The organism is Stieleria bergensis (assembly GCA_007745635.1).
Classification (GTDB): domain Bacteria; phylum Planctomycetota; class Planctomycetia; order Pirellulales; family Pirellulaceae; genus Stieleria; species Stieleria bergensis.
In genome coordinates this window covers 3,062,897-3,086,587 of sequence record CP036272.1, presented here as the reverse complement: position 1 = coordinate 3,086,587, position 23,691 = coordinate 3,062,897, and the positions used below count along the sequence as shown (strand labels likewise).

The window sequence follows — 23,691 nt, the reverse complement described above, 5'->3', positions numbered from 1 at the left end:
CGCGTCTGGCTTTGAGGTCACTTCGTTCGGAACGCTTGGCTTTGCACGAGTGCATGAACGAACTCGCTGACTGCGTACTCGCTGCGTTTTGCAGAACGGACGACTGCATCGGCAAGGTCTTCATCCGTGAAACCATACGCACGGCCCAATGCGTACTGGATCAGGTGTTCGGTGAATCCGCGGGCAAAGTCCTCTTCGCGCTCAGCGATCAAGTCGCGCAGTTGGTGATAATCGCTAAAGGCTGGTCCTTTGTAGAGAGCTCCTGAGGGGTCGATCGTCCAGGTCTTTCCGCTCTTCCCTTTCCCTCCGGCATGGTCCGTGGTGCGCCACTTACCGGCGGCGTTGAAGTTTTCCAATCCGAAGCCGATCGGATCGATCTTGCGGTGACAACTGGCACACTGGGCTTGTTCCTGGTGGGCGAGCAGGCGCTGCCGCGTGGTGAGCACCTGGTCTGCCAACCGGGAAAGTTGCGGGACGTTCGGCGGTGCCGGCGGTGGTGGATCGTTCAAGAGGTGCCGCAAGACCCAGGCTCCACGTTCGACCGGGCTGCTGACGACTCCGTCGCTGCCCATGGCGTGGATCGCGGCCATTCCCAGTAATCCGCCTCGGGGCGAATTGGCGGGCAGTTCAATTTTACGAAACTCGTCGCCCGTCACACCTTCGAGTCCGTAATAGTTAGCGAGCAGTCCGTTGACGAACACGTAGTCGCTCTTGAGAAGTTTGCCGATGCGACCGTCTTTCGAATCGCGAAGCAGGTGGGCAAACGACTGATAGACTTCTCTGCGCGTCGCAGCCCGTGTGCTCTCATCAAACTCTCTGTGCAGATTGACATCGAACTGAAATAAATCCAGTCGCTGCATGTCCAGCCACTGATGAACAAAGCCGGCCACGAACTCATCCGAACGCGGCTCAGCAATCAGCCGATCAACCTGCTGCCGAAGCACTTCTGGAAGGTGCAGTTGGTTCTGTTCTGCGAGCTGCAGCAGTTCTGCATCCGGCGGTCCGCTCCAGAGGAAGTAGGAAAGCCGGACGGCGAGTTCGCGATCATTGAGCTGGCGTCGCAGTGCGTCGCCACCGGGTTCGTAAAGATACAGAAAGCCAGGCGAAGCAAGAATGACGCTCAGCGGCGTGCGAATGGCGTCTTCAAAAGAGTCGCCCGCTTTGCGACGTGTTTCGTAGATCGCAATAAGCCGGTCGATGAAGTCTGGTTCTGGCTTTACCTCGCGAAATGCCGCGCCCGCGAAGTCGGTGAAAATCGCGCGAGCTCTTTGCCGCTCAGTCGAACTAGAGTTCCTGTCGAGAACCAGTTGCAGCGGAGAACGCGTCTTCGCTTTGGATGCCGAATGTGGCCCTTCGAGTTCCACCCAGTCAATCCAGATGGCGGGAGGGTGGCCGTAGCCGTTTTTTGTTTTCCATTCGTTGTGCGCATTCCAAAGCGCTTTGAGGTTTCCGTTGTTCGGCTGTTTCTCCTGCACTGCGAACTCGCGAATCGTCTCGGCGGTGACCTCAAGCGGGATTTCGATTGTTTCGGGATTGTCAATGGTTCCAGTGACTTGATGCGTGCTGATGGCGGGGCCTTCGAATCCCCAGTTTCGGCTTTCGATCAGACGCTGAGGATGTCCCACCTGGATGAAACGTCGCTCGGCAGGAGTGCCTTCAACAGCGCCGACACGCACACGCATGACGTAACTGCCGGGTGGAAATTCCTTTTTCTTCGGCGGAACAATGATGCGACCGGTGCCGTGAGCAAGCTTCAAGTAAGTGCCTCGGTCGCGGTGTGGCAGGGTAACGTAGTGCTTGTGCAGAGCCAGACTTCGGCTTCGTGAAGGATCAGCTGCCGCAGCTTTTTTCGCATCGCTAAACCCGAAGTCCCTTGGATCGGGAGTGCCCTTTAACCGGTCGGCGAAAGTATAAAATCGGTTGGGGTGATCGATCAGACGATCCGTCTTTCGAATCTCGGCAATGATCACTTGATTCTCAGGAGTCTTGGCGGCTTCATCGACTCCTTTTTTCCACTGCTTAAAACGTTCCTGTTGTGCTTCGGTCTGCGCGATTTCTTGTTCGTTCGCGGGGTTGATCGTTTTCTCCGGCTCCACTCGAAGGATCTTGGATTCAGCCGCTGCAGACTCAGTGATGGGTCCTTCCAGTTCCATCCAGTCGACCCAGATGGCGGGCGGCGGGCCGTACCCGTTCTTCTGCTTGTGGCGCTCGAAGTCCTTCCTGAGAAGTTTTGCCGACTTGGGCTGACGTTCCTGAATGCCGACGACGCGCAGGGTACCTGCACCGATTTCGACATTGACCTCAATGGTCTCCGGGTTCTCAATGGTGCCAGAGATCGGTTGCATGCTGAGCAGTTTGGCGAAGCCGGGTGAGGTACCGTTGACATTTTGGGGATGACCGATCTCGATGAAATGGCGGGCAGGATCGGAGCCTTTCACCGCGCCGACCCGGACCCTGAGCTTGTAGGTACCCGGAGGAACATCTTTCGGATCGGGGCGAACGTCAAAGCGTTGAACCCCGCGTGACAGTTTCAGATAGGCACCCCGATCGTCGTGAGGAAGCTCAGCGTAGTGCTTCAGGTAGCTGTGATAGCGCCGATAGGGGCTGTACAAGGCTGCAACGGCATTGATTGGATCGCTGCTGCCATAGTCGCGAGGATCGGGTGCCCCTTTCAGAAGATCAGCCTTTCGATACTTGAGAACAGGATCGGAATCATAATCCGGGTGCCTCTTGCGAAGGGGGGCGACAATTTCCTGGTTCTCAGCAGCTTTGGCTGCCTTGTCGACCCATTGTGTCCAGGGCAGCCATTTCTCCTTGTAGTTGTCTTCGAGTCTCTTGATGATTTCGAGGTTCTTTACGTTGGCCGTGTTTTCCGGCTCGACGCGATGTGTCTTGGGGGCTGCTGCCGTTGCATCGGACAAGGGGCCTTCCAGTTCGATCCAATCGACCCAGATGGCGGGCGGTGTGCCGTAACCGTTCTCGCGTTTGTAGGCGTAAAACTCTCTGCTGAGGGCCTTCTGGTTGCCCTCGGGTCGGCGCTCCTGGAGACCGAATTCGCGCGGCGTCTTCGAGCCAATGACGAGTGTGGTCTCGATGATCTCAGGGCTGTCCTGCGTGCCTGTGACCTGAAGGCTGGCAAGCGGCTTGCTCGCGAAACCGGCCGGGATCTGATTGATGCGTTGGGGATGCCCAATCTCGATAAAGTGACGGGAGGGGTCTGAACCTTTCACCGCCCCGGCTCGAATCCGTAGCTTGTAGGTTCCCGGAGGAACGTTCTCCGGTTTGGGTGTCACGTCGATGCGTTGGATCCCCCAAGCAAGTTTCAAGTACGTACCGCGATCGCTGTGCGGCAGTTCGAGGTAGTGTTTCATGTAGGCATAAGTGCGACCGTACCCGCCCTGATAAGAAAAGGAGGCCGCGTTCGCATCTCTGAAACCAAACTTCTTTGCGTCGGGCCCACCCTTCAGAAGATTGGCGTTCTGATAGAGCCTGACATTGTCGGTCAGATCATCGAGCTTGTACTTCTGACGGATCTGCTCGATGACCTTTTGGTTCTCTGGAGCCTGGGCGGCCTTATCGACCTCAGCTTTCCACAGCAGGTATCGTTTGTTCGTTTCCTCCAGCGTCTTCATTTTCTTGCGACTCTGCACATTGACCGTGTTCTCCGGTTCGACGCGGAAGACCCGGGACGGTTGCTTCTGAGCCACCTGCCGCTCGAAGGCTTCATCAATGGCCTGACGCCCCAGCTTCAGATACTGCTCAAACTGATCGCTGGAAATAAATTGCGATGCCCCAACGGTATCAAAGGTTCCCGAGCCGCCATCGGTGGGCAGTGAGCCGACATCGACTTTGACGCCGGTCAACTGTTCGATGGTGTTGCGGTACTCACGCCGGTTAAGCCGTCGCATCGTGATCTTGCCACCTGAATCCGACAGAGCCTGCCGCGCAGTGACCATTGTCCGCGCGAGGTCATCCAGGAAGTCCGCCTTCTCGGTGTTGCCCGGCTGCTCAGAATCTTCCGGCGGCATTTCACCGGAGTTCAGCGCGTTGAGAACCTTTTGCCACAGTTCCGCCTGCTCGAGAGTGCTGATGCGGAATGGCAGTGTTTCCAGATCGACTTTGCCTTCCCGCGTCTCAGAGTCGTGACAGTCGAGACAGTGTGCTTTGAAGAAGGCCTGGTGTTTCTGCGGAAGGCTCGCTTCGGGCGGATTAGCTCGTACGAAGCCACCAAGGCACAAACTCAGCACCCCGCCAGTGCAGCAAGACATTGTGAGTCTTCGTGCCTTGGTGTCTTCTTGAGAGGCCATGGTGTGAAAATACTGAAAGGCAGACTCACACAAAGCCACGAAGAGACGAAGCAGTGCTAAGGAAAATGTGCGGGGAGTCATAGTTCGATTCTCTTCGATGCTTTCGCGATCACTCAATTAACGATTCGTTTGATGCTGTCTTTCAGCAATGCTTCACCAAAGTTGATCAGCAAACCAAGGCGGATGTCGGTCACTTTTAATGACGTGAGACGTTGCTTTGCATGCACAGGTGCGATCTTTTCGACCAATTTCAATTCAACGATAGAACAACCATTGATGATCTGGTCCGCTCGGAACCCAAGTTCGAGCGGAAGGCCTTCATTCTCAACCGGGATCGGCACTTCCGTTCCACCCGGTAGCCGAGTTTCTGCAGCTTCTTCTGAGGAATCACGGTATAGACCGACTCCAAAAGACCTGGGCCGAGAGCCATGTGCAGCTTCCTGCTCGCCTTGACGACATCTTTGGCGATTCGTTCAAGCTCTTTCATACCGGGAGTTCCTTATTCTCACACAAAGTCACAAAGCCACGAAGGAATTGCAGTTGATGCCTTTCCCTTTGCGTCTTCGTACCTTTGTGAGAGAACATCATGCCTGCAGTTCCTTCACGACGCCGGTGCTGTCGCCGTGGCGTTCGGTGTTGATGCCAAGTCCCTGCAGCATCGTCAGCCAGACGTTGCACAGCGGCGTGTCCTTCGGCAGCACCAGGTGCTGTCCCAGTTTCAGATTCGCTCCGCCACCGGTCAAAATGGTTGGGCAGTTGGTCAGATAATGGATGGAGCTGATATTGGACCCCCAAGCCACAGCGGTGTGATCGAAGAGGCTCGAACCGTCGGCTTCCTTGGTCGCTTTGAGCTTGTCGATCAGACGAGCCAAGAGCTGGCTGTGCGTTCTGTCACGAATTTTAGAGGCCTCCATCCGTTCGCCGGGCGAATAATGGCTGACGTTGTGAGCACTGGGTTTGAGACCCAAGCTCTGCAGCAGGCTTTGGCCGGGCATGCGATAGCCTAGCGAACGCGTGCTATCGGTCTGCAACGCGGCCACAATCAAATCGTGCATGATCTCGATCTCGGCCTTCCCTTTCAAACCAGGCTCCGGTTCCTCAAGCGGACTTTTGGCCTTGGGGACGTCTAGCCACGCTTCGTCCTTGTTGAGACGCACTTCGATGTCTCGGATTCCCTGAAAGTACTCGTCTAGCTTCTCCGTGTCGGTTCTGGAAAGGCCGGTTTGCACGCTTCTAGCCTGAGTCAGAACAGCGTCCAGAACGCTGCGGTTCTCGGCGATCGCCGCCTGGCGCTGTTCCAGCGGCATGTCATCGGCAGAGAACAGTTTATGGAAGACCTTTACCGGATCGTTATCCCCGGCGACGGGCTTGCCACGCTGATCCCACGCCAGCGAAAGACCGGGCCCATGACCTTCCAGACTGGAAGCGTTCAGCTGGATCGAAGAGAATCGCGTGTCCTGTCCCAGATGCTTCGCAACAACTTGGTCCGCGGAAATGCTATTGGCCATGTTCTGGCCAGGTGTCGAATAGCGATTGGCACCGGTCAGCCAAAACGTGCTGCCCCAGTGAGCTTCGTTGGTGAACTGGTTCGCGCATCCCTGCACGACAGTGATCTCCGACTGGTGACGGGCTAGCGGGGCGAGACCTTCAGAGAGTTGATAATCGGCGCCGACACGGGTCTGATCTGGATACCAAGTTTCTTTGGTCACACCAAATCCAATGCTTAGAAAGACGCTACGTTTGGCAGGGGGCGCAACCGTTGCTGAAGCGGCCGAAGCAAAGCGGCGAAAGCCGATCGACTCCAGTGCTGGCAGTGCAATCAGTGCACCCGTTCCGCGAAGAAAGCGACGACGACTGGGATGAGGACTCTTCATTTGAACTTAGTTGGTTGCTCGAAGGGATGAGTTATTTCACAAAGTGGACGGGCAGAGCGGGATGCCGGACCGCCGTAAGCTGAACTTGGTCGACGAAGTAGCCGCCTAATTCGACGGGAGCCGCACGCGTGCCGGTGCTGGCGGCAATGACGATCAGCGCAACCGTTGCGTCCGGCTCCAGAAGACAGGATGCGGTGATCGTTGCCGGCTGATCACCCGGCAAGAGCTCGATCGCTTTTTTGCCAAAACCAATCCCATCCTCCCGGACCAACTGAGGCCATGATTCACGGATCGCTTGTGGCTCAACATTGAACAGAAAGATGCGACAACTTCCAGTTAGCCTTGAAAATTCCGAATCGTTCGGAGCGGCTTGACGATGCAAGCAGGCGGAGAGATTGAGAGTGACCTGGGCATTCCCGCCGCTGGCGCCCCAATGCTGCCGAAAGGACGACAAATCGACCAATTGAAAGACGGAACAGTTAGAGGCAAAGTCGTCGGGATCACCATTCACATTTCCCGTTTTCAAGAAACGAAGCACTCGGTTTCCATCGACGTCCTCCACCACCTCGGCTGGATTCCCACCCCAAATTCCAAACTGGGACGGAATACCGGTTGGAACCGGACCTGAAAAGGATTCAAAATCACCGTTGGCAACTCGAAGCTCGATCGCCTGCGACCTTGGCGAGTTCACGGCCCAGACCACACCAGCGCTCAGCAAACCAACGACCGCACCGACCAGCAGAGCAACCGCAACCTGTTGAGGCCATGCCAGCAGGCGCATGACAGGCGTCAATCGCGGTTGTATTTTGGACACCTGCCCCTCCGCATCCAAAATGGAAACGATCGACTCATCGCGCAAGTGATGGACCAACGCCTGTTCATCGACCAGCATCCTGGCCATGATCGTTCGAGCCTCTGGTTGATCTCGCAGCAGATCGTTCAGTTCGGTTCGCGCCGACGCGTCGCCGTCATCACGGACTTGCTGAAGCAAGTTCAAGAGTTGTTCTTCGATCACGAATGGGTCCTCACTTGGCGTTCAATGCACGCACTAAGCTGCTGACGAACTCGCAGCAACGTCATTTTCACCGCACTTAGACTCCGCCCCGATGCTTTGGCAATTTCCCGCAAACTCCGACTGACCGTGTAGTGGTCATGAAGCAGACCGCGCTGATGATCGTCCAGTTTCGTCAGACACTTGGCAAGTGCCTCACGCCGGACATCAAATGCACTTGCGGTTTCCTGGATGTCATCGGCCATGGCGTGGATCACGTCTTCGTCAAAAACCAGCCGGTCGCGCTTCTGATCACGGTAATGCGAAAGCACTGTGAAACGCGCCACGGTGAACGCCCACGGCAAAAACTCGGTCTCCGGATCCCAGTCTCCCGCTTTTTGCCACAGTTTCACACAAGTCGCCTGCAACACCTCCCGCGCATCTTCCCGATTGGCAAGATTCGCGTGACAGAACGCCTCCAACGCAGGTTGGTGGCGGGTCAAAGCTTCAATGAAGCGAGTTTCGTCAAGTGGTGGGGGCATGGCGAACTTGGGTTCTGGCAATGTCATCTGGTGGAGCCGTGGTTTGGGGAAGCTGAACCAAACTGGACGGACGTCTCCATACCTTGCCCAAAAGTAGATTCCGCGAGACCACGAGGTGGTCACATTTTTAGGCGAGAAATGTTGAAAACAGGATCCCCGTGAAATGGTTGGCCAGAACGAATCCTGATCCGCCTACAGATCACAGCTCGCTCAATTTTAGCTTGCCGTCGCCGTTGGAGTCGAGCTGTCGAAACCGTTTCGTCAACGCGGGCACGTTTCGGCCTTCTGGGTTGCCAATCAATTCCTCTAGCGTGATGACTCCGTCACCGTTCCGATCACGACTCTTAAAGAATTGCTCACCAAGCCGACGCCGTGCAGGCGGGGCAGGGGCCGCCGGTTTGGAAAGTTCTGTTTTCGGGGGTTCAATTTTCCGTTTCTCTGTCTGCCAAGATTCGGGTTTCGTCGCACCGGGCGAGGAGACCGCCGCGGGGTAAGGCGTTGCAACGGGTTTGTCGTAGGGGACCAAGTAACGTGGGTCGGGCGTTGCGCCGGCAGGCGCTCCGGCGAAGTGAGGCGTCATCTTTGCGCCACGGCCTGCCGGGTCGTACTGCGCATGTGCTGGCAACGTCGCTACCCATTGGTCAAGCTTCTTCGCCAATGCCTCGGTTCGCTCAGGTTGCTGCCATGCGAGATTGGTGAGTTCTGCGGGGTCCTTGACAATGTTGAAGAGCAGGGTGCTTTTAGCATCCCGCCACAGTTTCCAATCGCCGTCCCGAATCGCCTGTCCGGAATAGAAGTCCCAGTACATCGGCTGATCACGCTGAATTTCAGCCACATCGCCAGTAAAACGAGGCATCAGGTTCACGCCATCGAACTCCGCTGGAATGGTTCCACCGGCGACGGCAAGGGATGTGGCGGTAAAGTCTAGGGTTGTCACCATTTCAGGAATGACCTGACCTGGCAAGATTTTCCCCTTCCAAGTCGCGAACATCGGAACTCGAATGCCACCCTCGTGCAGCGTGCCTTTTGGGCCGCGCATGGGGACGTTATTGGACCCATTCCAGCTTCCGATGGCGCCGGTTTCGAATCGACCAGGTGCGCCGTTGTCACCGGCGAACAAGATGAGCGTTTTTTCCTCCAGATTGTATTCACGCAGCTTCGCCACCAAACCGCCAACGGCATCATCCATCGCTTTGAGCAGCGCCAAACCTTGGCGACGACGTTCGTCTTGGGCATCGTTGTAGTGTGGATAATCCTGTTGGGGAAAGTTCTTGTAGTAGGGATCGTTTTTCCTGATCATTGGGACGTGCGGCCCATAGATGGGGAAGTACAGAAAGAATGGCTTGCCCTGGTTGCGAGTGACAAAACTTTCGGCGAACTTGCCCTGCAAAATGACTCGGTTCTGAAGTGCTTCGGACCACTTTGATTTGACTTGGTGCGGCACGAGATTTCCGTTCAGATCAAGGTTCGTGCTGCCTGTAGTCATCGTCCCCACCCAGTATTCATCAAAGCCGCGGCCACGTGGATCGAACTGTTTGTCTTGATCATCGTTTGGGCCACAGTGCCACTTCCCCGAGAACCCCGTCACGTAGCCGAGCTGCTTTAAGCGATCGGCAATCGTCAACAGCGGCTGACCAGCCCTGTCTGTGCCAGCAGGGTAGACCCTGGGAAGGGTGCCGACGCCAGCACCGGCGTCCATTTTATTGTCCGCAAAACCGAATTCGTTTTGAATCCGACCGGCCATCAATCCGCAACGCGATGGGCGGCACTGGGGCGCCGAACTGTATCCGGCTTTCATCAGCACACCGGCTTTGGCCAACGCATCCATGTTGGGCGTGTCAACGTTACCGTCAATGCCATGGATCCCAAGGTCCGTGTAGCCATGGTCATCCGAATAGATAATGATGATGTTGGGTGATTCCGAATCCGAATCCGAATCCGAACGGGGTTCGGTAAAATGATCCGCCCGCAGGTCGGATGCGTGGGCGAACGAAGTGAACAGCAACAGAGCACAGACGACGTTCTTCATTTTGCCAACACAAATCCGATTAGAAACTCTTGTTCAACATGCCACAGCCACTCAGGCAAACAACTCTTTGCGAGCCTCGCCTTTATTAGCCAACGTGAACGGTTGGCCACTGGCACTTTTCTCCTCATAGCCCGGGTCAATGCCCAGTCGCCAAGCGATGGTGGCGTTGAAGTCCGTCACGTCCAGTGCATCGTCGGCCGCCGATTGGCCATCCTTCGTCGTGGTGCCGTACACCTGTCCCGCTTTGACACCAGCCCCAGCCATCAGGCAGGTGAATCCATCGGGGTGATGATCACGCCCTTTGTTCGGATTCACTTCGGGCTTTCGGCCAAACTCGGTTGAAACAACAACCAGTGTCGTTTCCAACAGCCCTTTCTGGCTCAGGTGAGTTAGCAGCGACGATAAACCCTTGTCCAGCTTGGCTGCGTTGGAGGCAAACTTGCCGTACAAATTGTCGTGATAGTCCCATCCGCCAAGCTCTACTTTAACAAAGCGAACACCACGTTCGACCAGTCGACCAGCGAGCAGACAACTGCGGCTGAATTCTTGCTTGTCATAAAGGCGTACAATGCTCTCTTCTTCATTCTCCAACTCGAAGGCATCGATGTCGTTGGAGTTCATGAACTTGAGAGAGCCCTGATAGGTGTCGACATAGGCCCTCGTTGCCTTGTTACTATAGTCCTGCTCGAAGGATTGATTCAATGAATCCAGAATGTCGAGTCGGTTCTTGAATTTGCCTTCGCTGACGGCAGCGTTCCGCTGTACAAAATCAATTCCAGTGCGGGTGTTCATCACGGGCAGCGCAGCCCACTGGCCCGGTAAAAAACCCGCCGTTCCAGCACTGCCTTTTCCAATGCTGACAAAGTTTGGCAAACTGTCCTGATCAGTGGTTAAACGTTTGTTGACCCAGGCCCCGAGCTGAGGGTGAGTGACCGATGAGCGCGGATCATAGCTGGTCATCATTTTGTAGATTCCAGCAGGGTGAGCCCCCTGGTTGGATCTCATGGAGTTGATGACCAATAGCTGATCCATTTGCTTGGCCAGGGTGGGGAAGTAATGGCTGACGCGGACGCCATCGACATTGCTCTTGATGATCTTGGAATTGGCAATGACCGATTGATCGACTTCCATGTTGAAGCTGTCATACTGACTCAATCCACCGGAGAGGAAGAGATTGATCACCGACTTCGCTTTAGGCGCATGCTCGGCTGCTGAAACGGCGTTCAGTGCTGGCAGCGACATCCCTGCCATGCCGACGCTGTAGATAAATTTTCGGCGGTTCAATGTTCTATCTCGCAAATCGAAATTCGTTTGAATTAAGCAGGGCCCAGATCAAGTCGGCTTGATCGTGGGCAGTGAATGACTTCTCAGAGTCATTGGGCAAGCGACCGAGGATGGCTTTCCAAATGATCTCCAATCGCTGTTCTGGATCGGTGATACCTTCTAGCTTTCGATGGAGATAGGCCTGAGGCTGAGTGGTGATTTCATGCTCCAAATGACCGTTCATCAGATACAAGATCTGTGGAATGTTGGGTTCTTTGTTTGCACCATCAATCAAATCGCGATCGGATTGTCCCATCAGCTTCGCGACGTCATGCGTGCCGTCGACATGGCCGTAGCACGAGACTCTCCAGAGTTGCTTGGGCCCCATCGGGCCATTGCGTTGCTTCGCCCGATTTTCTTCGCGTCGCTGGAACGCGGCGCGGCCAGGTCCATTGACCGAATAGGCCACGAAATCTTTGACGTCCATCTCCTGAGATTTCTCGTAAAAATTGGTGAAGCCATCCCACTTGAATTCAGTCGCTACATATCGATCGGGCGTTTCGGTTCTCAGGCTTAAGAATGAATCGACCAGGACCTCGGCGGACAGCCTACGAACAATGGGACCATCCAACACATAGTCGGGGCCATTTGCATTCAACGCCAACGCTTTGCTTTGGTAGGTCTTGCTGTTGAATAGGACGCTCAAAAATTGATTGAGGTCATAATTTGATTCCTTCATGATCGCGATAAGCTGCTCGGTCAGTTCCGGATGCGAACCCATTTCATCCTCCGACAAGCCGCCCAGCGGCCCGACCAGTTCTGTGCCCATGACTTGATGCCACAATCTGTTCACCACCGATTTAGTGAACAAGGGATTTTCTGGGGCGGTCATCCAGTCAGCCAAAGCCTTTCGCGAGTTGATAGGCGGCCCAAAGTTGTTGCGTGGGAGCGCGTCCAGTTTGACCTTGGTCAGTTTGTGATCCAACGCAGGCATTTCGCCAAAAAGCACATCGGCCTCCATGGCTTCAAACGGCTTGCCATCTGAATACTGATAATCATGCGGCAGACGCATGAACCCAGTGCCGTTACCATGAATCGCGGCATGTTTGACCCGCAGCGATTCACGGTACACGATCCATTCGTCGAAACTCTTGTTCTTTAGAATCCGACGATCTTTGGCATAGCCCTTCTCCAAGTCCGACGTCGGATCGACGCGGAGGTGTGTCTTGGAACTGAAGGCCGCCAGTCTGTAAAAATCCTTCTGTGTCCACTGATCGAACGGGTGATCATGGCATTGGGCACATTCGATGCTCAGCCCCAGAAAGGTCTTGACCGAATTGGCCAGGTGATCCAAGGGCATCGATTCACGGGCGTAGAACCCAGTGGCACCGTTACCAGGCTTATAGAGTGGACCACTGGCATTGATCAATTCATGTGCCATCTGATCGTATGGCTTATTGTTTCGCAGGGCTTCCTTGATCCACTCCCCATAGTTCCCGGGGTGGTGCAGCTTGTCCCCAACGTATTTCACTCGAAAGAGGTCCGCCCAATAGTTGTACCAATGACTCGGGTAACCTTTGGACTGGAGAAGTTTGCTGATCAATCGGGATCGTTTGTCCGGTCGCTGGTCCGCAATAAAATCGTCCAGTTCGTCGATTGTGGGAATGCGTCCAATGGCATCCAGGTAAACGCGGCGACAAAAGTTGTATTCATCAATACCAGGGCGGCGATCTTGACCAACTTCTTGCAACCGCGCGGCAACCACTTGATCAATCTGTCGGGCCTGCTTGGAAATCACAGCTTGCTGGTCCATCGCAGGAGGCTGGGCTAACACAGCGGGCGCACCTACCGCCAAGGTCAAAATGAGTAGCAGAAATCGATTCATATGATATTGAGAGTCAATGCGAGTGTTAGCAGAAACACGCTCAAGATCGATCACCACGGACCGATCAGCAAGCGTCCATTGTAACTGGATGAACGAATCAACCGAATGCAACAAGTCGCTCAATACAGCAACAACTTGAGCAAGCAGTGAAAATGAAAGGCAGGGAGATGGCAGTGCGTGCGAAAGGGGAGGGGGGGCGAACGCCGCACCGGCGAAGGCTGGGGCTGTCAAAAGCCGCGAAACTTTCCAGACCGATACAACAGTCACAGCTGTACCGATCAACGCTTGCTACGCACTAGTTCGTCACGGTCGAGTTTGCCATCCACATTAGAATCTATAATTTTAAACCGTTTGGTCAATGCTGGAACGTTGCGACCTTTGGGATTCCCAATGAATTCCTCCAGCGTGATCGCTCCGTCACCGTTGCGGTCTCGATTTTTGAAGAACTGATCGGAATTTCGCCGCTGTGGCGTCCCAGCAGGCTTTTCGGTTGCCGCTGGCTTTGCGGGTTGGGACTTTTCACGATCCAAGGCCGGACCATTCTCTGCGCCAGGGTACTCCGAGTTGACGTTGGAAAAGTGGTCAATCAGCTCGGTCTTGAGCGAAGCGTAAACCTTTGGAAGTTCCGTTCGCAAATCGTGCTGCTCGGCGACGTCTTTACTGAGATCAAACAGAGAAAGATCGCTGCGGGCCAACTCGCCGACCAGGCCTTCCCAGTCCGGGGAGTGGTCTCTGCCCACGTCGCCCCACAATTTGTAGTTGCCCTTGCGCAGTCCAAGATTTCCCCAGAGCTCAAAGATCATCGTTCGCTCGGGCAGAGGATTCTTGCCCGAGGAAAGCATGTGTGGCATCAAAGACATGCCTCGAACCGGGTTCTTTCCATTCTTTGACGGAACCGAGATTGCGGCGGCGTCTAACAGGGTGGCAAAGAGGTCACAATGCATGACCTGATCATCGGAGACCATGCCTTGGGGCAGTCGGCGATTCCAGTTCATCAGCAGCGGTACATTTAATCCGCCCTGAAACGTTGTTGCTTTGCCACCACGGAACGGACCATTGTTGCCGGGAAATCTCCCCCCAGCGGAACCTTCCGCCATGGTGCAGCCTCCGTTGTCACTGACGAAGACAATCAACGTGTTTTCGGTAACATTCAGTTCATCCACCAACTCGACCAGACGCCCGATGTTGTGATCCATGTGTTCCAAGATGGCGACATAGTCACTGCGCAGAAAGCTAACGCCGCGATCGAGAGCCTTTTTCACCCAAGCCTCGGGCGCGGAGGCCGGTTGCTTTTCACTGGTGCGCAGCGGACCGTGCACGGCGTTGTAGGCCAAGTAGCAAAAGAAAGGCTCATCCGTAGCAGCACTTTGACGAATAAACTCTTCTGCCCAGTCCGTGAACAATTCCGTGGCATGTCCTTCAGAAGTACGGTCGGGCTGGCGGTTGTGCATCATCTTGGACCTTTTGGAACTGATCCAATACGGATGTGCCCCACCCAGGAATCCACGAAACACATCGAATCCGCGGTCGTTTGGGACTTCTCCCTCCAGAGAACCCAGATGCCATTTGCCAAAGGCTCCCGTTTTGTACCCAGCTTCGGACAGATATTCGGAGAGCATTTTCACATCGCGTTTGATCCCGCGATATCCCGGCGTGCCAAGCGGCTGCTGGCCGGGCCCGCGCCACATCCCGTTTTCAGACGAGTATTGCCCGGTAAACATACAGGCGCGCGAAGGACCGCAGAGCGGGACGGTCTGGTATTTAGGAAACCGCACGCCTTTGGCGGCCAGAGCTTCCAACGTCGGCAACCGACATTCAGTCGCGTCCCAGTTAGACGGCAGATCGCCCCAGCCATGATCGTCGGAAACGATAAACAGAATGTTGGGCCGTCGCTCCGTTTGGCCGCCCTCTGGTTCCCTAGCGGAAACCGCGACCGGGGCCAGTACGAGCATCAGCAGCAGGAAAGAAAATCGATGAGTCTGCATTTTGTTCTTAAACATGGTCTGGCCGAAAGATCGTCCTTTAAAGTTGCTGGATTCAAGATGCTTCATATCCGGGTTTGGCGTTTTGCCTGCCGTCATGAAAAGACCACTATGGCTTGACGATCAATCGTTGACCAGTGTCAGGCATTGCGAGCGTTGGCTTGCCTTGGAGGAAGCCGAGCTTGGTTAGAAATTCATCGGCGGCAATCAACGTCACCTCTTTCCACGGCTGCTTATTGAAAAAGGCGTGCGTTTGCCCTTGAGCAATTTGCATCTCGACGGAGGTGACGCCGAGCGACTTCATTTTCGCGGCTGCCGGCATCCAGCCATTACGCAACCACTTGTCTTCACTGCCGAAAAAGACGATGGCTGGCCCAAAGTCGGATTTCAGATGCTGCATGAAGTCCACATCGGGATCTTTGGCGTCACTCTTTGAGAGCGCGGGATTGAACAAGACGTAAGCGGCCACTGAGGTATCGATTCCTTGGGGGTCGCTGGGATCATTGAGGCCGGGGTTGGTGGTGCCCAAAAGGCAGAGATGCCCACCGGCCGAACCGCCGCCGGCAACGATGCGATCGGGATCGACGCCCAGTTCATTGGCATGTTGTTTGAACCAACGAATCGCGCTCTTCACATCGGGAAGACAAACACGCTTGGTCGATTGCCCAACGGGCAATTTGGCGCGATCTTCTTTGGTTCGCAAGCGATAGGTGACCGTCGCGGCCACCATTCCTCGGCTGGCAAAATAGTCGCACTGATCACTGAATGCCACACGACTGCCAGCCCCCCAGCCGCCACCATGAAACAGTATGATGCCTGGGACGGTCTGTTTCGAAGCGTCATGCCCCTTGGGAAAGTAAATCTCCATTTCCCGGTTCACGCCATCGACTTGCTTGTAGACGTAAACTTTTCCCTTGGGAATGTCCGCTTGCCGAATCGCGGCCTGTTGTTCTGTGACAGAAAGCTCGCCGTCGCCATCTTTGTCTGCCTGAGGAAAGCGTTTCAGGATCTCCTTGCTGACGGTTGCTTTCTCTGCCCCGGACGACACTCCGTCCCCGTTATTGTCAGCCTGAGGATGCAGCCTCAGGATCTGTTTCTCTAACGGCGTGTCTGCGGCATTAGATGGGGAAATCGCCCACGCCAGCGTGACGGCGGTGACCAGGGCCAGGTGGGTTGGTTTCATTCGTCTTCTCTGTGGATGGATGAGCGTTTTATCTTAGACACGTCCTCACCGCTTTTGCGTCCCAAGCGAACGGACAAATTTGGGCAGGAATTGCATGACTTCACTGTTCTTGGTGTCGCTAAGGCTGTGGACTAATTCGGCGCGGCTCCCCAGTCCCAGCTCTTTGTATTTCTGCACGACCTTCTGACCGTGCGCTGGGTCATGATTATCCCCGACTACTCCAGGTTCTTTGCGGTAGGCGAGGAAAATGGGAGGGGCCTGCATTGTAATCGGTTCCAGTAAGCGTTCATTAAAGGACCTCCCTGGCAAAGCTTGGCCCATATAAATTCCGACAATACTCTTGTCCTGAGAGTGAGCGAGTTGCCAGCTCACAAAACTTCCCCGCGACTGCCCCCGATGATAATCCTGTCGCTATCCAAGTGATAGGTTGCTGCATGCTTCTTTACCCATGCGTACATCACTTTCGCGTCCGCAGCGCATTTCTGGAAGTCTGACATGCCTTTTACCTTTGCAATCGATTCCCAGCTAACGATCGCGGTTCCCTGTGCGAGGGTCGGATCTGCCCAAGAACTTTTTACGTCATCTGCCGTCGAGCCGTTGTGGTGGGCATAGATGAAGACCGGGGCAGGCTTGTTGCCCGACGGCAAATACAGATTCAGCCATTGCCTTTCCTCCGGCCCATAAGAGACATGCCGGTGAGTCGGCGTCTTTTCCTGTGCCACAAGCACAGTTGGCAAGAGGCACAACGCGCACACGGTTGTGAATAAGCATGTTGCAAGATGCCTGGAGCTTGTATTCATCATCTTCGTCCTAAGTCTTGGGGTAATTACGGGATGCAAGGTTCAAATAACGGAACGTCCGTCAGCAGCGACCGTTGTAGAGAATCCGATTGATTTTCCCGGGGAGCTGGCGTGTCTTTGTCAGCATCCAGTCACGCGTTCCTGGCTGAGCATTTTCTCGCTGGATCGCATCGCGGTCTGCCGTAAGACTTTCAGCGGAGTGAACCAATCGATGGGCTCCGGCTGCGGCAACCAATCCCGTCGCAGCGGCCCCTTTGATTGCGTCACGACGATCAACCTTTGGTTTGTCGCTGTCTCTACTGGTCATAAACTTATCCTTTCTTGTCTATGGCATGCAATTTGCCTTTCGATATGCTTTACTTCTCATTGCTCGTTCACCAGTTTGTCAACAAAAAACTCAACCAGCGAATCGTACTTCACATCGGCACCTGGGTACTTCAGGTGCGCTTCGACGTTCAACTGGTCCGTTTTTTCCTTTAGTGCAAGACCAAGGTTCACGTGATGGATCAGCCAGCCGCGAAGTTTGGCGGGATCAGTTGGTGGCTTGTCTGTTGGCTTCATTCCGTAGCTCATGAAGATCGGTGGATCGTCGGCGGAAATTGTGTTCAAGGCAGCGTGGCGTGAAGAGATTTCCTTCGCTTCCTCAACCGTGCTGGCTCCCCATTGTTTCAAAGCAATTTTTTGAGCCTCCGTTTCTCCGTTCAATGGCTTTGCCAACGACTCGATCGATTTGCCACCTAAAAATGGCCCAATCATCGCCTGCCAGAATTCGGGACTGTTTCCAGTTTGGCCGCCCGCTGATGCGACGCAGGTTAATCGCGTTGATTCTCGCTCGATCGGATCGGAGCTTTCGGGCTGGGCCATTTCATCGGTGAACGCCAGCCACATGCAAATCTGTGCGCCGGCTGAACCGCCGAACGCAGCAACTCTTTCCTTGTCAATGTTCCAATCGCCCGCTTTCGCACGCATGAACTGTAACGCTCGCCGAGCATCGTGATGCGCCGTGGGCAACGGGTGCGTCGTAAGAAGTCGATAGTTGATGGCCGCGACGGAGATACCGGAATTCAGCAACTGTGACAGGTTTTCGGACTTCAACTTCTCTTTGCTGCCGGACTTGAAGCCTCCGCCATGAATGTAAATTGCCAGCGGTGTAGGGTTCGATGAATCGGCCAGCCAAATGTCAAAGACCTGACGTTCGTGTTCGCCATATTGAACATTGGCGTGAGTCGGTTGTTTTGACCCGTTGGTTGGTGACGTGCGGGGCTTCGGATTGTTCTTCCCGGCTCGCCTGGCGGCTTGTCGTAGCACCGCTTTCGCTTCTCCATCTGAAAGCACGCCGTCTCCGTCCTTGTCGGCTTGTGGGTATCGTTTGAGAACCTGCTGACGGAGTGCTGCGACTTCCGTCTCGGAAATCGTTCCGTCTTTGTCAATGTCGGCTTGCGGGAAAAGCTTGAGGACTTGTTGCTTGATCGCATCATCCCCACAGGCTGTAGACGACAGAAGCAGCAATGTGAGCGCTGTGAGAAACGGTACGGCGTGCTTGTAGTGAAAAGAGTTGTTCATAGGCTCGTTGTAAGAATCGCAAGCGGATTCGTTTGGTAAAGGTTTGGGGACGGGAATCAAAATGGTTTGCTGACCTGTTCAGCGAACGTCTCTGTTCGCGGGTAAATGCCGGACCTCGCGATCATTGGCGTGTTGAGAGTGGTGGTACCATTGTTCGGAAAACGGCGCTGATTCCATCAATTCAAATCTCACGCGTCTTCCGTCTGACCATTGGACTTCAGTTCGCAAACCGACGCCGCTTTTGGCGTCTGCCCAAAAGTCAATTCTATCCGGGGCATGGACCAGTGCCTTGCGTCGTTCGTTTTTCAGCGTGGCGCGGAGGTGATGCTCGGCGGGATTGTCTGAAACAATCAGTTCAACATTGTGCCGACGCTCGATCAGTGAAAGCACACCGTGGATATCCAGCAACAAAGGCTCTTTTGGGGACGCTGTCATCCAGAACAGCCACATGTTTGGCATCACTCGCTTGACTTTGGGGGCCAGCCTGCGAGCCTCGTGGGTGACCCAGACTGGACCGCCATCTCGACTCATCCAGTACTCCGTCCCATCACTTCCAAACACAAAGTTTTCATCAACCGATCGCATCAGGAAGCGGCCGCCACCGCGCATATCGATTGTCAGCTGAGTCTCCGGAGAATCCTCCCCAGCACCTGAGACGACCACGTGGTAGGTGCGATCAACCAGCTCTGCGGCTGCTGCTTGCGCTCGCTGCAAGACGCTGCTGGCATTCACCGAGGATGGCCAGGGAATCCCGACCAACAGCATCAACATCACCGCCGCGCAGACCGCCAAGGAAGACACAGCGAACCAACGCCGGTGTTGACGCTGGGACTGAGCCAGATGCTGACGGCCGCCTGGTTCGGCAGACACGACTTCACTCAATGGCGCCAGCGGGCTTGTGACACTGGCGGCGGGTTGACTGACCGGCTCGCGAAGAAAACCGTCTCGACCAAGCGAGTGCAAGCGTCCCTCTATTCGCATGTAGGACAGAAAACGCCGCTTCGACTCAGCACAGGTGGTCAATTCCGCTGCAAGCTGCTTCTCTTGTTCCTCGTTCAGCGTGCCGTCGAAATGGCCGACAATCAGAGCCTCGATTTCGAGGCGTTTAATTGGCTCGTTCATCAAGGCGTTCCCTCGGCGAGTTGCATTCGTTTTTGGACGCATCCGTGTAGCTGTTTTCTGATCCGACTGAGAGCACGCTGAATGGCGGTCGGCGTCGAACTGAGCTGTTTGGAGATCTGTTCAAAACTTGAATCACGCTCATAGCGCAAAGCAACCAATTCGCGTTTGTCCTTTGACAGCCCACCGAGGCACTGCTTGAGAGCCAGTGTCTCATCGAAGACAACACCGGCATCCGATTCATCGTGGACAAACACATCGGCGATGGCCTCCAGAAGCTCGGGCGACATCGATCGACCGTGTCGTTCAGCAGTCGCCCTGGCACGAATGGCGTGAAGTGCCTGCCGGCGAACCACCTCTTTCGCCCACGCACGGAAGTTTCGAATCACTTCCGGCTGATCCGCCTTTTCAATCACCACCACCGCAGCGTTCTGATAGATTTCTTCGGCCAGTTCAGCATCCCGAGTCATGGCATACAGATAGCCCATGAATTCGCTGCGAAGCTGCATGTACTGCTGAATCAGTGGTTTTTCATCCATTTCAAGATCTCCTAGAAACCAAGTACGCCCACAGCAAATTCCAGACAAAAAATTCTTCAAGTAAGGTTCGCACACCTAGCGTTGCCACCTTCGAATGACCGCTGGCACTGCCCTTTGCCAGAGGAATCGCAGCAGTTCCACCGCAAGAAAAAGGGGCACAGACGGCCTGCCGAAAGACTCGCATCAGTAGATGCCGATTGCAAATCAACCTAAACGGGGCGCGATGCATCATCGATGCATTGCAACAGCACGAGGCCCCAGCAAACTGAAGAGAGCCAAGCCCCCTGGCCAGTTTTAGCAGGTCCCACACGGCGGAGGCAAATCGGCTGATATTTCATTGGTGCGTGCAAGCACGGCATCCTACGAACCCAGCCCCGGTTCGATGAAATCGCGATTGCCCAGAGAATCCCCGAGGAAACGCAACATCAACCAGAATGACACCATTCTTTGTACGGTGCCGAGCTTGCACGCACCACCTCTTCGCCGCTGCAGGCTTGTTCATCGTCCTCACGGTGTGACCCCTGAAGTTTTTGGAATCGTCGTTCGAATCAAGGCCAGCGACTGCAGTGCAGGCACGGTGCGTCTGATCGCAGCCAGTTCCGCAACCCTCTGACGCCGGGTATAGTGTCGGCTGTAGAGCAAGACCCACCGCTAACGAAGGGGCTGGCGACGCAGGCCGAACGGCTGTCTTGCCTCAAGATGGCATTACACTTGTGCAGGAACATTCAGTGATCATAGCGGTTGATGGAATTGATGGTGTTGGCAAGAGCTCGCAAATCGCGACGATCCAGCATTGGCTAGAGGCTCGCGGCCACCACTGTCTGTGCACGCGAGACCCCGGCTCCACTGCGATCGGACTGCGTTTACGCGAACTGTTGCTCGACAGCGATTTAACCATGCATCGGCGCACCGAAGCATTGCTGTTCATGTCCAGTCGCTGCGAAATGGTTGAGTCCATCATTCGCCCAGCATTAGCCAATCAACAAACCGTGATCACTGACCGGTTCTTGCTATCCAACGTGGTCTACCAAAGCATTCCACCGCGCAGCAGCGAACAAGCGACAACCGACAACACTGTCAGCCCGGAACTCTTGTGGCAACTGGGACGCCTGGCCAACAATGGTCTCCAGCCAGCGTTGACGATCCTGTTAGACATGCCGGCCGCCAAAGCCATGACACGCATCAGTGGCCCCGGCGATCGCATGGAATCGCGCGGCGTCGAATACATGGAAAAGGTGCGTCAGGCCTTTTTGAAACAACTCCCCAACAGTGGCGGCGCAACAGCGGTGATCAATGCCGACCAACCGATCGAACAGGTGACCCTTGATGTCCAGCGTCAACTGGCAACTCACTTTGCTGACGACGCAACACCTTGATCGGTGACAGGACTGCCGGGCACCTTTTTCTCTCCAAACGAGGCAACCGGCTGAATCACCAACGGGCCAGCCCCAAGGGCTTTGGTGTCGATAACGAACGTGACTTCATCGCCATTTTGCGAGGCAATTTCTTGCCCGAAAGCTTGGATTGCCAGTGAATCAGCCCCTGGTGCTTTGACCAAGACCTTTAGTTTGCCGGCCAAGGAACCATCATCACCGGCTTGGGTCACACCCGAACGCGGTTGAGTGATGGTTGCCACCGGGGACGGCAGTTTGCCATTGCTATCCAACCACTGGCTGAACGAAACACGTGGCTCGCTGCAATCAAATCCAACCAGAGTGGTGCGAAATTCAAAAGCTCCTGAAAGGTCGTCTGGCAGGTTCACCGTGACGTTGTTTAGCGGCGGAGAAACCTTTAACAGTCGGCCGTTAATCGAATACTCGATACGCTGCACAATCACGGTGGGAGTGTTTAAGCCTAGCGACTTAACGTTGACGTTGATTTTGTTGCCAGCGGTTTGATCAAATTGAATTTGCACGAGTTTCCCAACGGATTTGGCAAACGGTTGCGCCATCGGGTCTCCCACGATCAGCAGCTGATAGGGAGACGCAACGGTTAGATAGTAGGCTTCGATTGCGCTGACGCCACGAGCATAGTAAGCCCATAACATCGGCGTGGCGAATTTGGGCTGCAACGCATAGGGTTCTGCAACGGTGCCACTACTGATTGCGGCCCCTGCGTCCAGAAACCGAGTCAGTTTGGTTTGTCCATCGCGTCCAAAGACGCCACCAAAGCTGGTCAAGTTATCCACGATGGCGCCATTGGCCAAATTCATGCGTCCGGCATCTGGATTGACACTGGCCGTTCCCAGCATCACGCCCAAGCTTTGTGCGTCACCTTTTTCCGGCAGCGATGACTTGAAGGTCCTGGTCTGGAATCCCGTCTCATTTAAATACAGCAGGGCATCGGCAAGGATTGGCAACCGAGTTTTGGCTCGCACATCGCCGCCCATCGTAAAATCAAAGGTCCCCACTGGGAAACGCCGATCACACTCCGCGGTTCGCTCAAGATTTTGCACGGCGGATTGCAAAGACGATCCGCGAGCATGCACAACGGCCAACATGCAGGAAAACAGATAACGCACGCCACCGGCATTGGCTGGGACACGTTCGCCCGAAGCCGACCAGCCGGTTGCGGAGGTCAATGCGATGGGCGGTTGCCAGGCGATCGGACTGTTGTCCAGCAGAGGCAGAATCTTGGCGATGGCTTGCTGATCAAGCAGCCCCTGGAGCGACTCCGACTGTTCCAGATAGCGCCGAGACGTCCACCCAGCCTTGATGGCTTTGGCTAGCATCTGCAGCGCCTGTTGTTTGTCATCAGCTTGGCTAGACGCTTCGGCGGCACGAATGGCCAGGGCCGACTGCAGCGTGTGCTTTTCAAAAAGCTGTTGCCAGAGCTTCGCGGATTCGGCGAAGTCTTCGTTATCAGCCTTGCTCTGTGCATCGTCGAACAGCTCTTTGTCTTCGCCACGAAAGGGGTTCACAAAGTAGCGTTTGAACGGACCGCGAGCGTACAAATTCGAACCGAACGTCAGGTACTCTGGTTTGTCAGCCAGCACAAACTGATAGAAATAGGTCATGCCGGTGATCGATGCGGTCGCGGACTGGTACTTCTTGACCGCCTCGTTCTCGATCTGCTTTTTGTGCTCGGTGACTTTGACGGAGGTCGGGAAGTCGGCCGAGTAGGCGATCACGCGAGCTGTCGCGGTCAGTCCACGGGCTTGGATCCCCGCCAGCACGGGCTTCAAAATCCGGTCGCGAAAGACCTCCAATTCAATGGTCAAGTCCTCGGGAATGTCCTTTAGCACCAAGACGTTGGCGAGCGGAATCTCTCGCGCAGCGACATAGTGGTTGGCAACCGTCCGAGAGACATTCGAATCACCGTTGACGACCACGATGACATTTTCAGGGCTGATGCCTGCGTCGGCGTCTTGGCTGGGAAGACAGAAAAAGACAAACGCGAGCCAAGCAACAAGAATTCTGAAAATCATCAAGACACGGCCAAAGAATGGGGGGCAACAACACAACGACAGCGGGGACGGATGAGTGCAATCAGTGGATTTTATACCGTTTTCTAAACCTCGGCGCGTTTGATCAATTAGCATAAGCAACTTCTTTCCGCATTCTTGTCATTGTCCTTGACCAACGTCATCCCCACCGCGCAAGCGATCCCGGGAG

General features: G+C 55.0%; 17 protein-coding genes and 1 pseudogene. 1 reads left to right on the top strand and 17 read right to left on the bottom strand.

The window, feature by feature from the left end; genetic code table 11:
• Nucleotides 1–17 precede the first annotated feature (17 nt).
• The 16 genes and pseudogenes from SV7mr_RS10665 to SV7mr_RS10590 form a co-directional block, all read right to left on the bottom strand.
• The gene (locus SV7mr_RS10665) at nt 18–4,307 is read right to left on the bottom strand and encodes a DUF1592 domain-containing protein (protein ID WP_419188380.1); all 4,290 of its coding nucleotides are present in this window, start codon (nt 4,305–4,307) and stop codon (nt 18–20) included.
• Nucleotides 4,308–4,420: 113 nt separating this feature from the next.
• Nucleotides 4,421–4,737, bottom strand: a pseudogene (locus SV7mr_RS10660) (GxxExxY protein).
• Nucleotides 4,738–4,891: 154 nt separating this feature from the next.
• The gene (locus tag SV7mr_RS10655; protein ID WP_145271810.1) at nt 4,892–6,181 is read right to left on the bottom strand and encodes a DUF1552 domain-containing protein; all 1,290 of its coding nucleotides are present in this window, start codon (nt 6,179–6,181) and stop codon (nt 4,892–4,894) included.
• Between the two features lie 31 nt (nt 6,182–6,212).
• Complete coding sequence (locus tag SV7mr_RS10650; protein ID WP_145271808.1) at nt 6,213–7,196, bottom strand: DUF2076 domain-containing protein; 984 nt, start codon at nt 7,194–7,196, stop codon at nt 6,213–6,215.
• On the bottom strand, nt 7,193–7,714 hold the full coding sequence (locus SV7mr_RS10645; RefSeq protein ID WP_419188379.1) for a sigma-70 family RNA polymerase sigma factor: 522 nt from the start codon (nt 7,712–7,714) through the stop codon (nt 7,193–7,195). The genes SV7mr_RS10650 and SV7mr_RS10645 overlap by 4 nt, the downstream gene beginning before the upstream one ends.
• 199 nt (nt 7,715–7,913) lie before the next feature.
• Nucleotides 7,914–9,743 carry a sulfatase-like hydrolase/transferase gene (locus SV7mr_RS10640; RefSeq protein WP_145271804.1) on the bottom strand — a complete coding sequence of 610 codons (1,830 nt, stop codon included), beginning with the start codon at nt 9,741–9,743 and terminating at the stop codon, nt 7,914–7,916.
• A 51-nt stretch (nt 9,744–9,794) separates the two neighbouring features.
• A complete protein-coding gene (locus SV7mr_RS10635; protein ID WP_145271802.1) occupies nt 9,795–11,027 on the bottom strand; it encodes a DUF1501 domain-containing protein in 1,233 nt (410 codons plus the stop codon).
• A 4-nt stretch (nt 11,028–11,031) separates the two neighbouring features.
• Entirely contained in the window at nt 11,032–13,014 is a 1,983-nt protein-coding gene (locus SV7mr_RS10630) for a DUF1549 domain-containing protein (RefSeq protein WP_419188378.1), read from the bottom strand.
• Nucleotides 13,015–13,169: 155 nt separating this feature from the next.
• Nucleotides 13,170–14,891 carry a sulfatase-like hydrolase/transferase gene (locus tag SV7mr_RS10625; RefSeq protein WP_419188377.1) on the bottom strand — a complete coding sequence of 574 codons (1,722 nt, stop codon included), beginning with the start codon at nt 14,889–14,891 and terminating at the stop codon, nt 13,170–13,172.
• A gap of 91 nt (nt 14,892–14,982) precedes the next feature.
• A complete protein-coding gene (locus SV7mr_RS10620) occupies nt 14,983–16,056 on the bottom strand; it encodes an alpha/beta hydrolase (protein WP_145271796.1) in 1,074 nt (357 codons plus the stop codon).
• A 45-nt stretch (nt 16,057–16,101) separates the two neighbouring features.
• A complete protein-coding gene (locus SV7mr_RS10615; protein WP_145271793.1) occupies nt 16,102–16,320 on the bottom strand; it encodes a hypothetical protein in 219 nt (72 codons plus the stop codon).
• A 104-nt stretch (nt 16,321–16,424) separates the two neighbouring features.
• On the bottom strand, nt 16,425–16,778 hold the full coding sequence (locus SV7mr_RS10610; RefSeq protein WP_145271791.1) for a hypothetical protein: 354 nt from the start codon (nt 16,776–16,778) through the stop codon (nt 16,425–16,427).
• Between the two features lie 139 nt (nt 16,779–16,917).
• Complete coding sequence (locus SV7mr_RS10605; RefSeq protein WP_145271789.1) at nt 16,918–17,163, bottom strand: twin-arginine translocation signal domain-containing protein; 246 nt, start codon at nt 17,161–17,163, stop codon at nt 16,918–16,920.
• A gap of 56 nt (nt 17,164–17,219) precedes the next feature.
• Nucleotides 17,220–18,419 (bottom strand): alpha/beta hydrolase fold domain-containing protein, encoded by a 1,200-nt coding sequence (locus SV7mr_RS10600; RefSeq protein WP_145271787.1) that lies wholly within the window; start codon nt 18,417–18,419, stop codon nt 17,220–17,222.
• Between the two features lie 78 nt (nt 18,420–18,497).
• Nucleotides 18,498–19,541, bottom strand: a complete 1,044-nt coding sequence (locus SV7mr_RS10595; protein WP_145271785.1) for a hypothetical protein — start codon at nt 19,539–19,541, stop codon at nt 18,498–18,500.
• Nucleotides 19,541–20,077: a sigma-70 family RNA polymerase sigma factor gene (locus SV7mr_RS10590; protein WP_145271783.1), complete on the bottom strand. Its 537-nt coding sequence runs from the start codon at nt 20,075–20,077 to the stop codon at nt 19,541–19,543. Before SV7mr_RS10590 ends, SV7mr_RS10595 begins: the two co-directional genes overlap by 1 nt.
• A 713-nt stretch (nt 20,078–20,790) precedes the next feature.
• On the opposite strand from SV7mr_RS10590, the gene tmk reads away from it, so the two are divergent.
• Nucleotides 20,791–21,453 (top strand): dTMP kinase, encoded by a 663-nt coding sequence (gene tmk, locus SV7mr_RS10585; RefSeq protein ID WP_419188376.1) that lies wholly within the window; start codon nt 20,791–20,793, stop codon nt 21,451–21,453.
• Here the strand turns inward: tmk and SV7mr_RS10580 are convergent.
• The gene (locus tag SV7mr_RS10580; protein ID WP_145271779.1) at nt 21,426–23,504 is read right to left on the bottom strand and encodes a hypothetical protein; all 2,079 of its coding nucleotides are present in this window, start codon (nt 23,502–23,504) and stop codon (nt 21,426–21,428) included. The genes tmk and SV7mr_RS10580 overlap by 28 nt on opposite strands.
• Between the last annotated feature and the right edge of the window lie 187 nt (nt 23,505–23,691).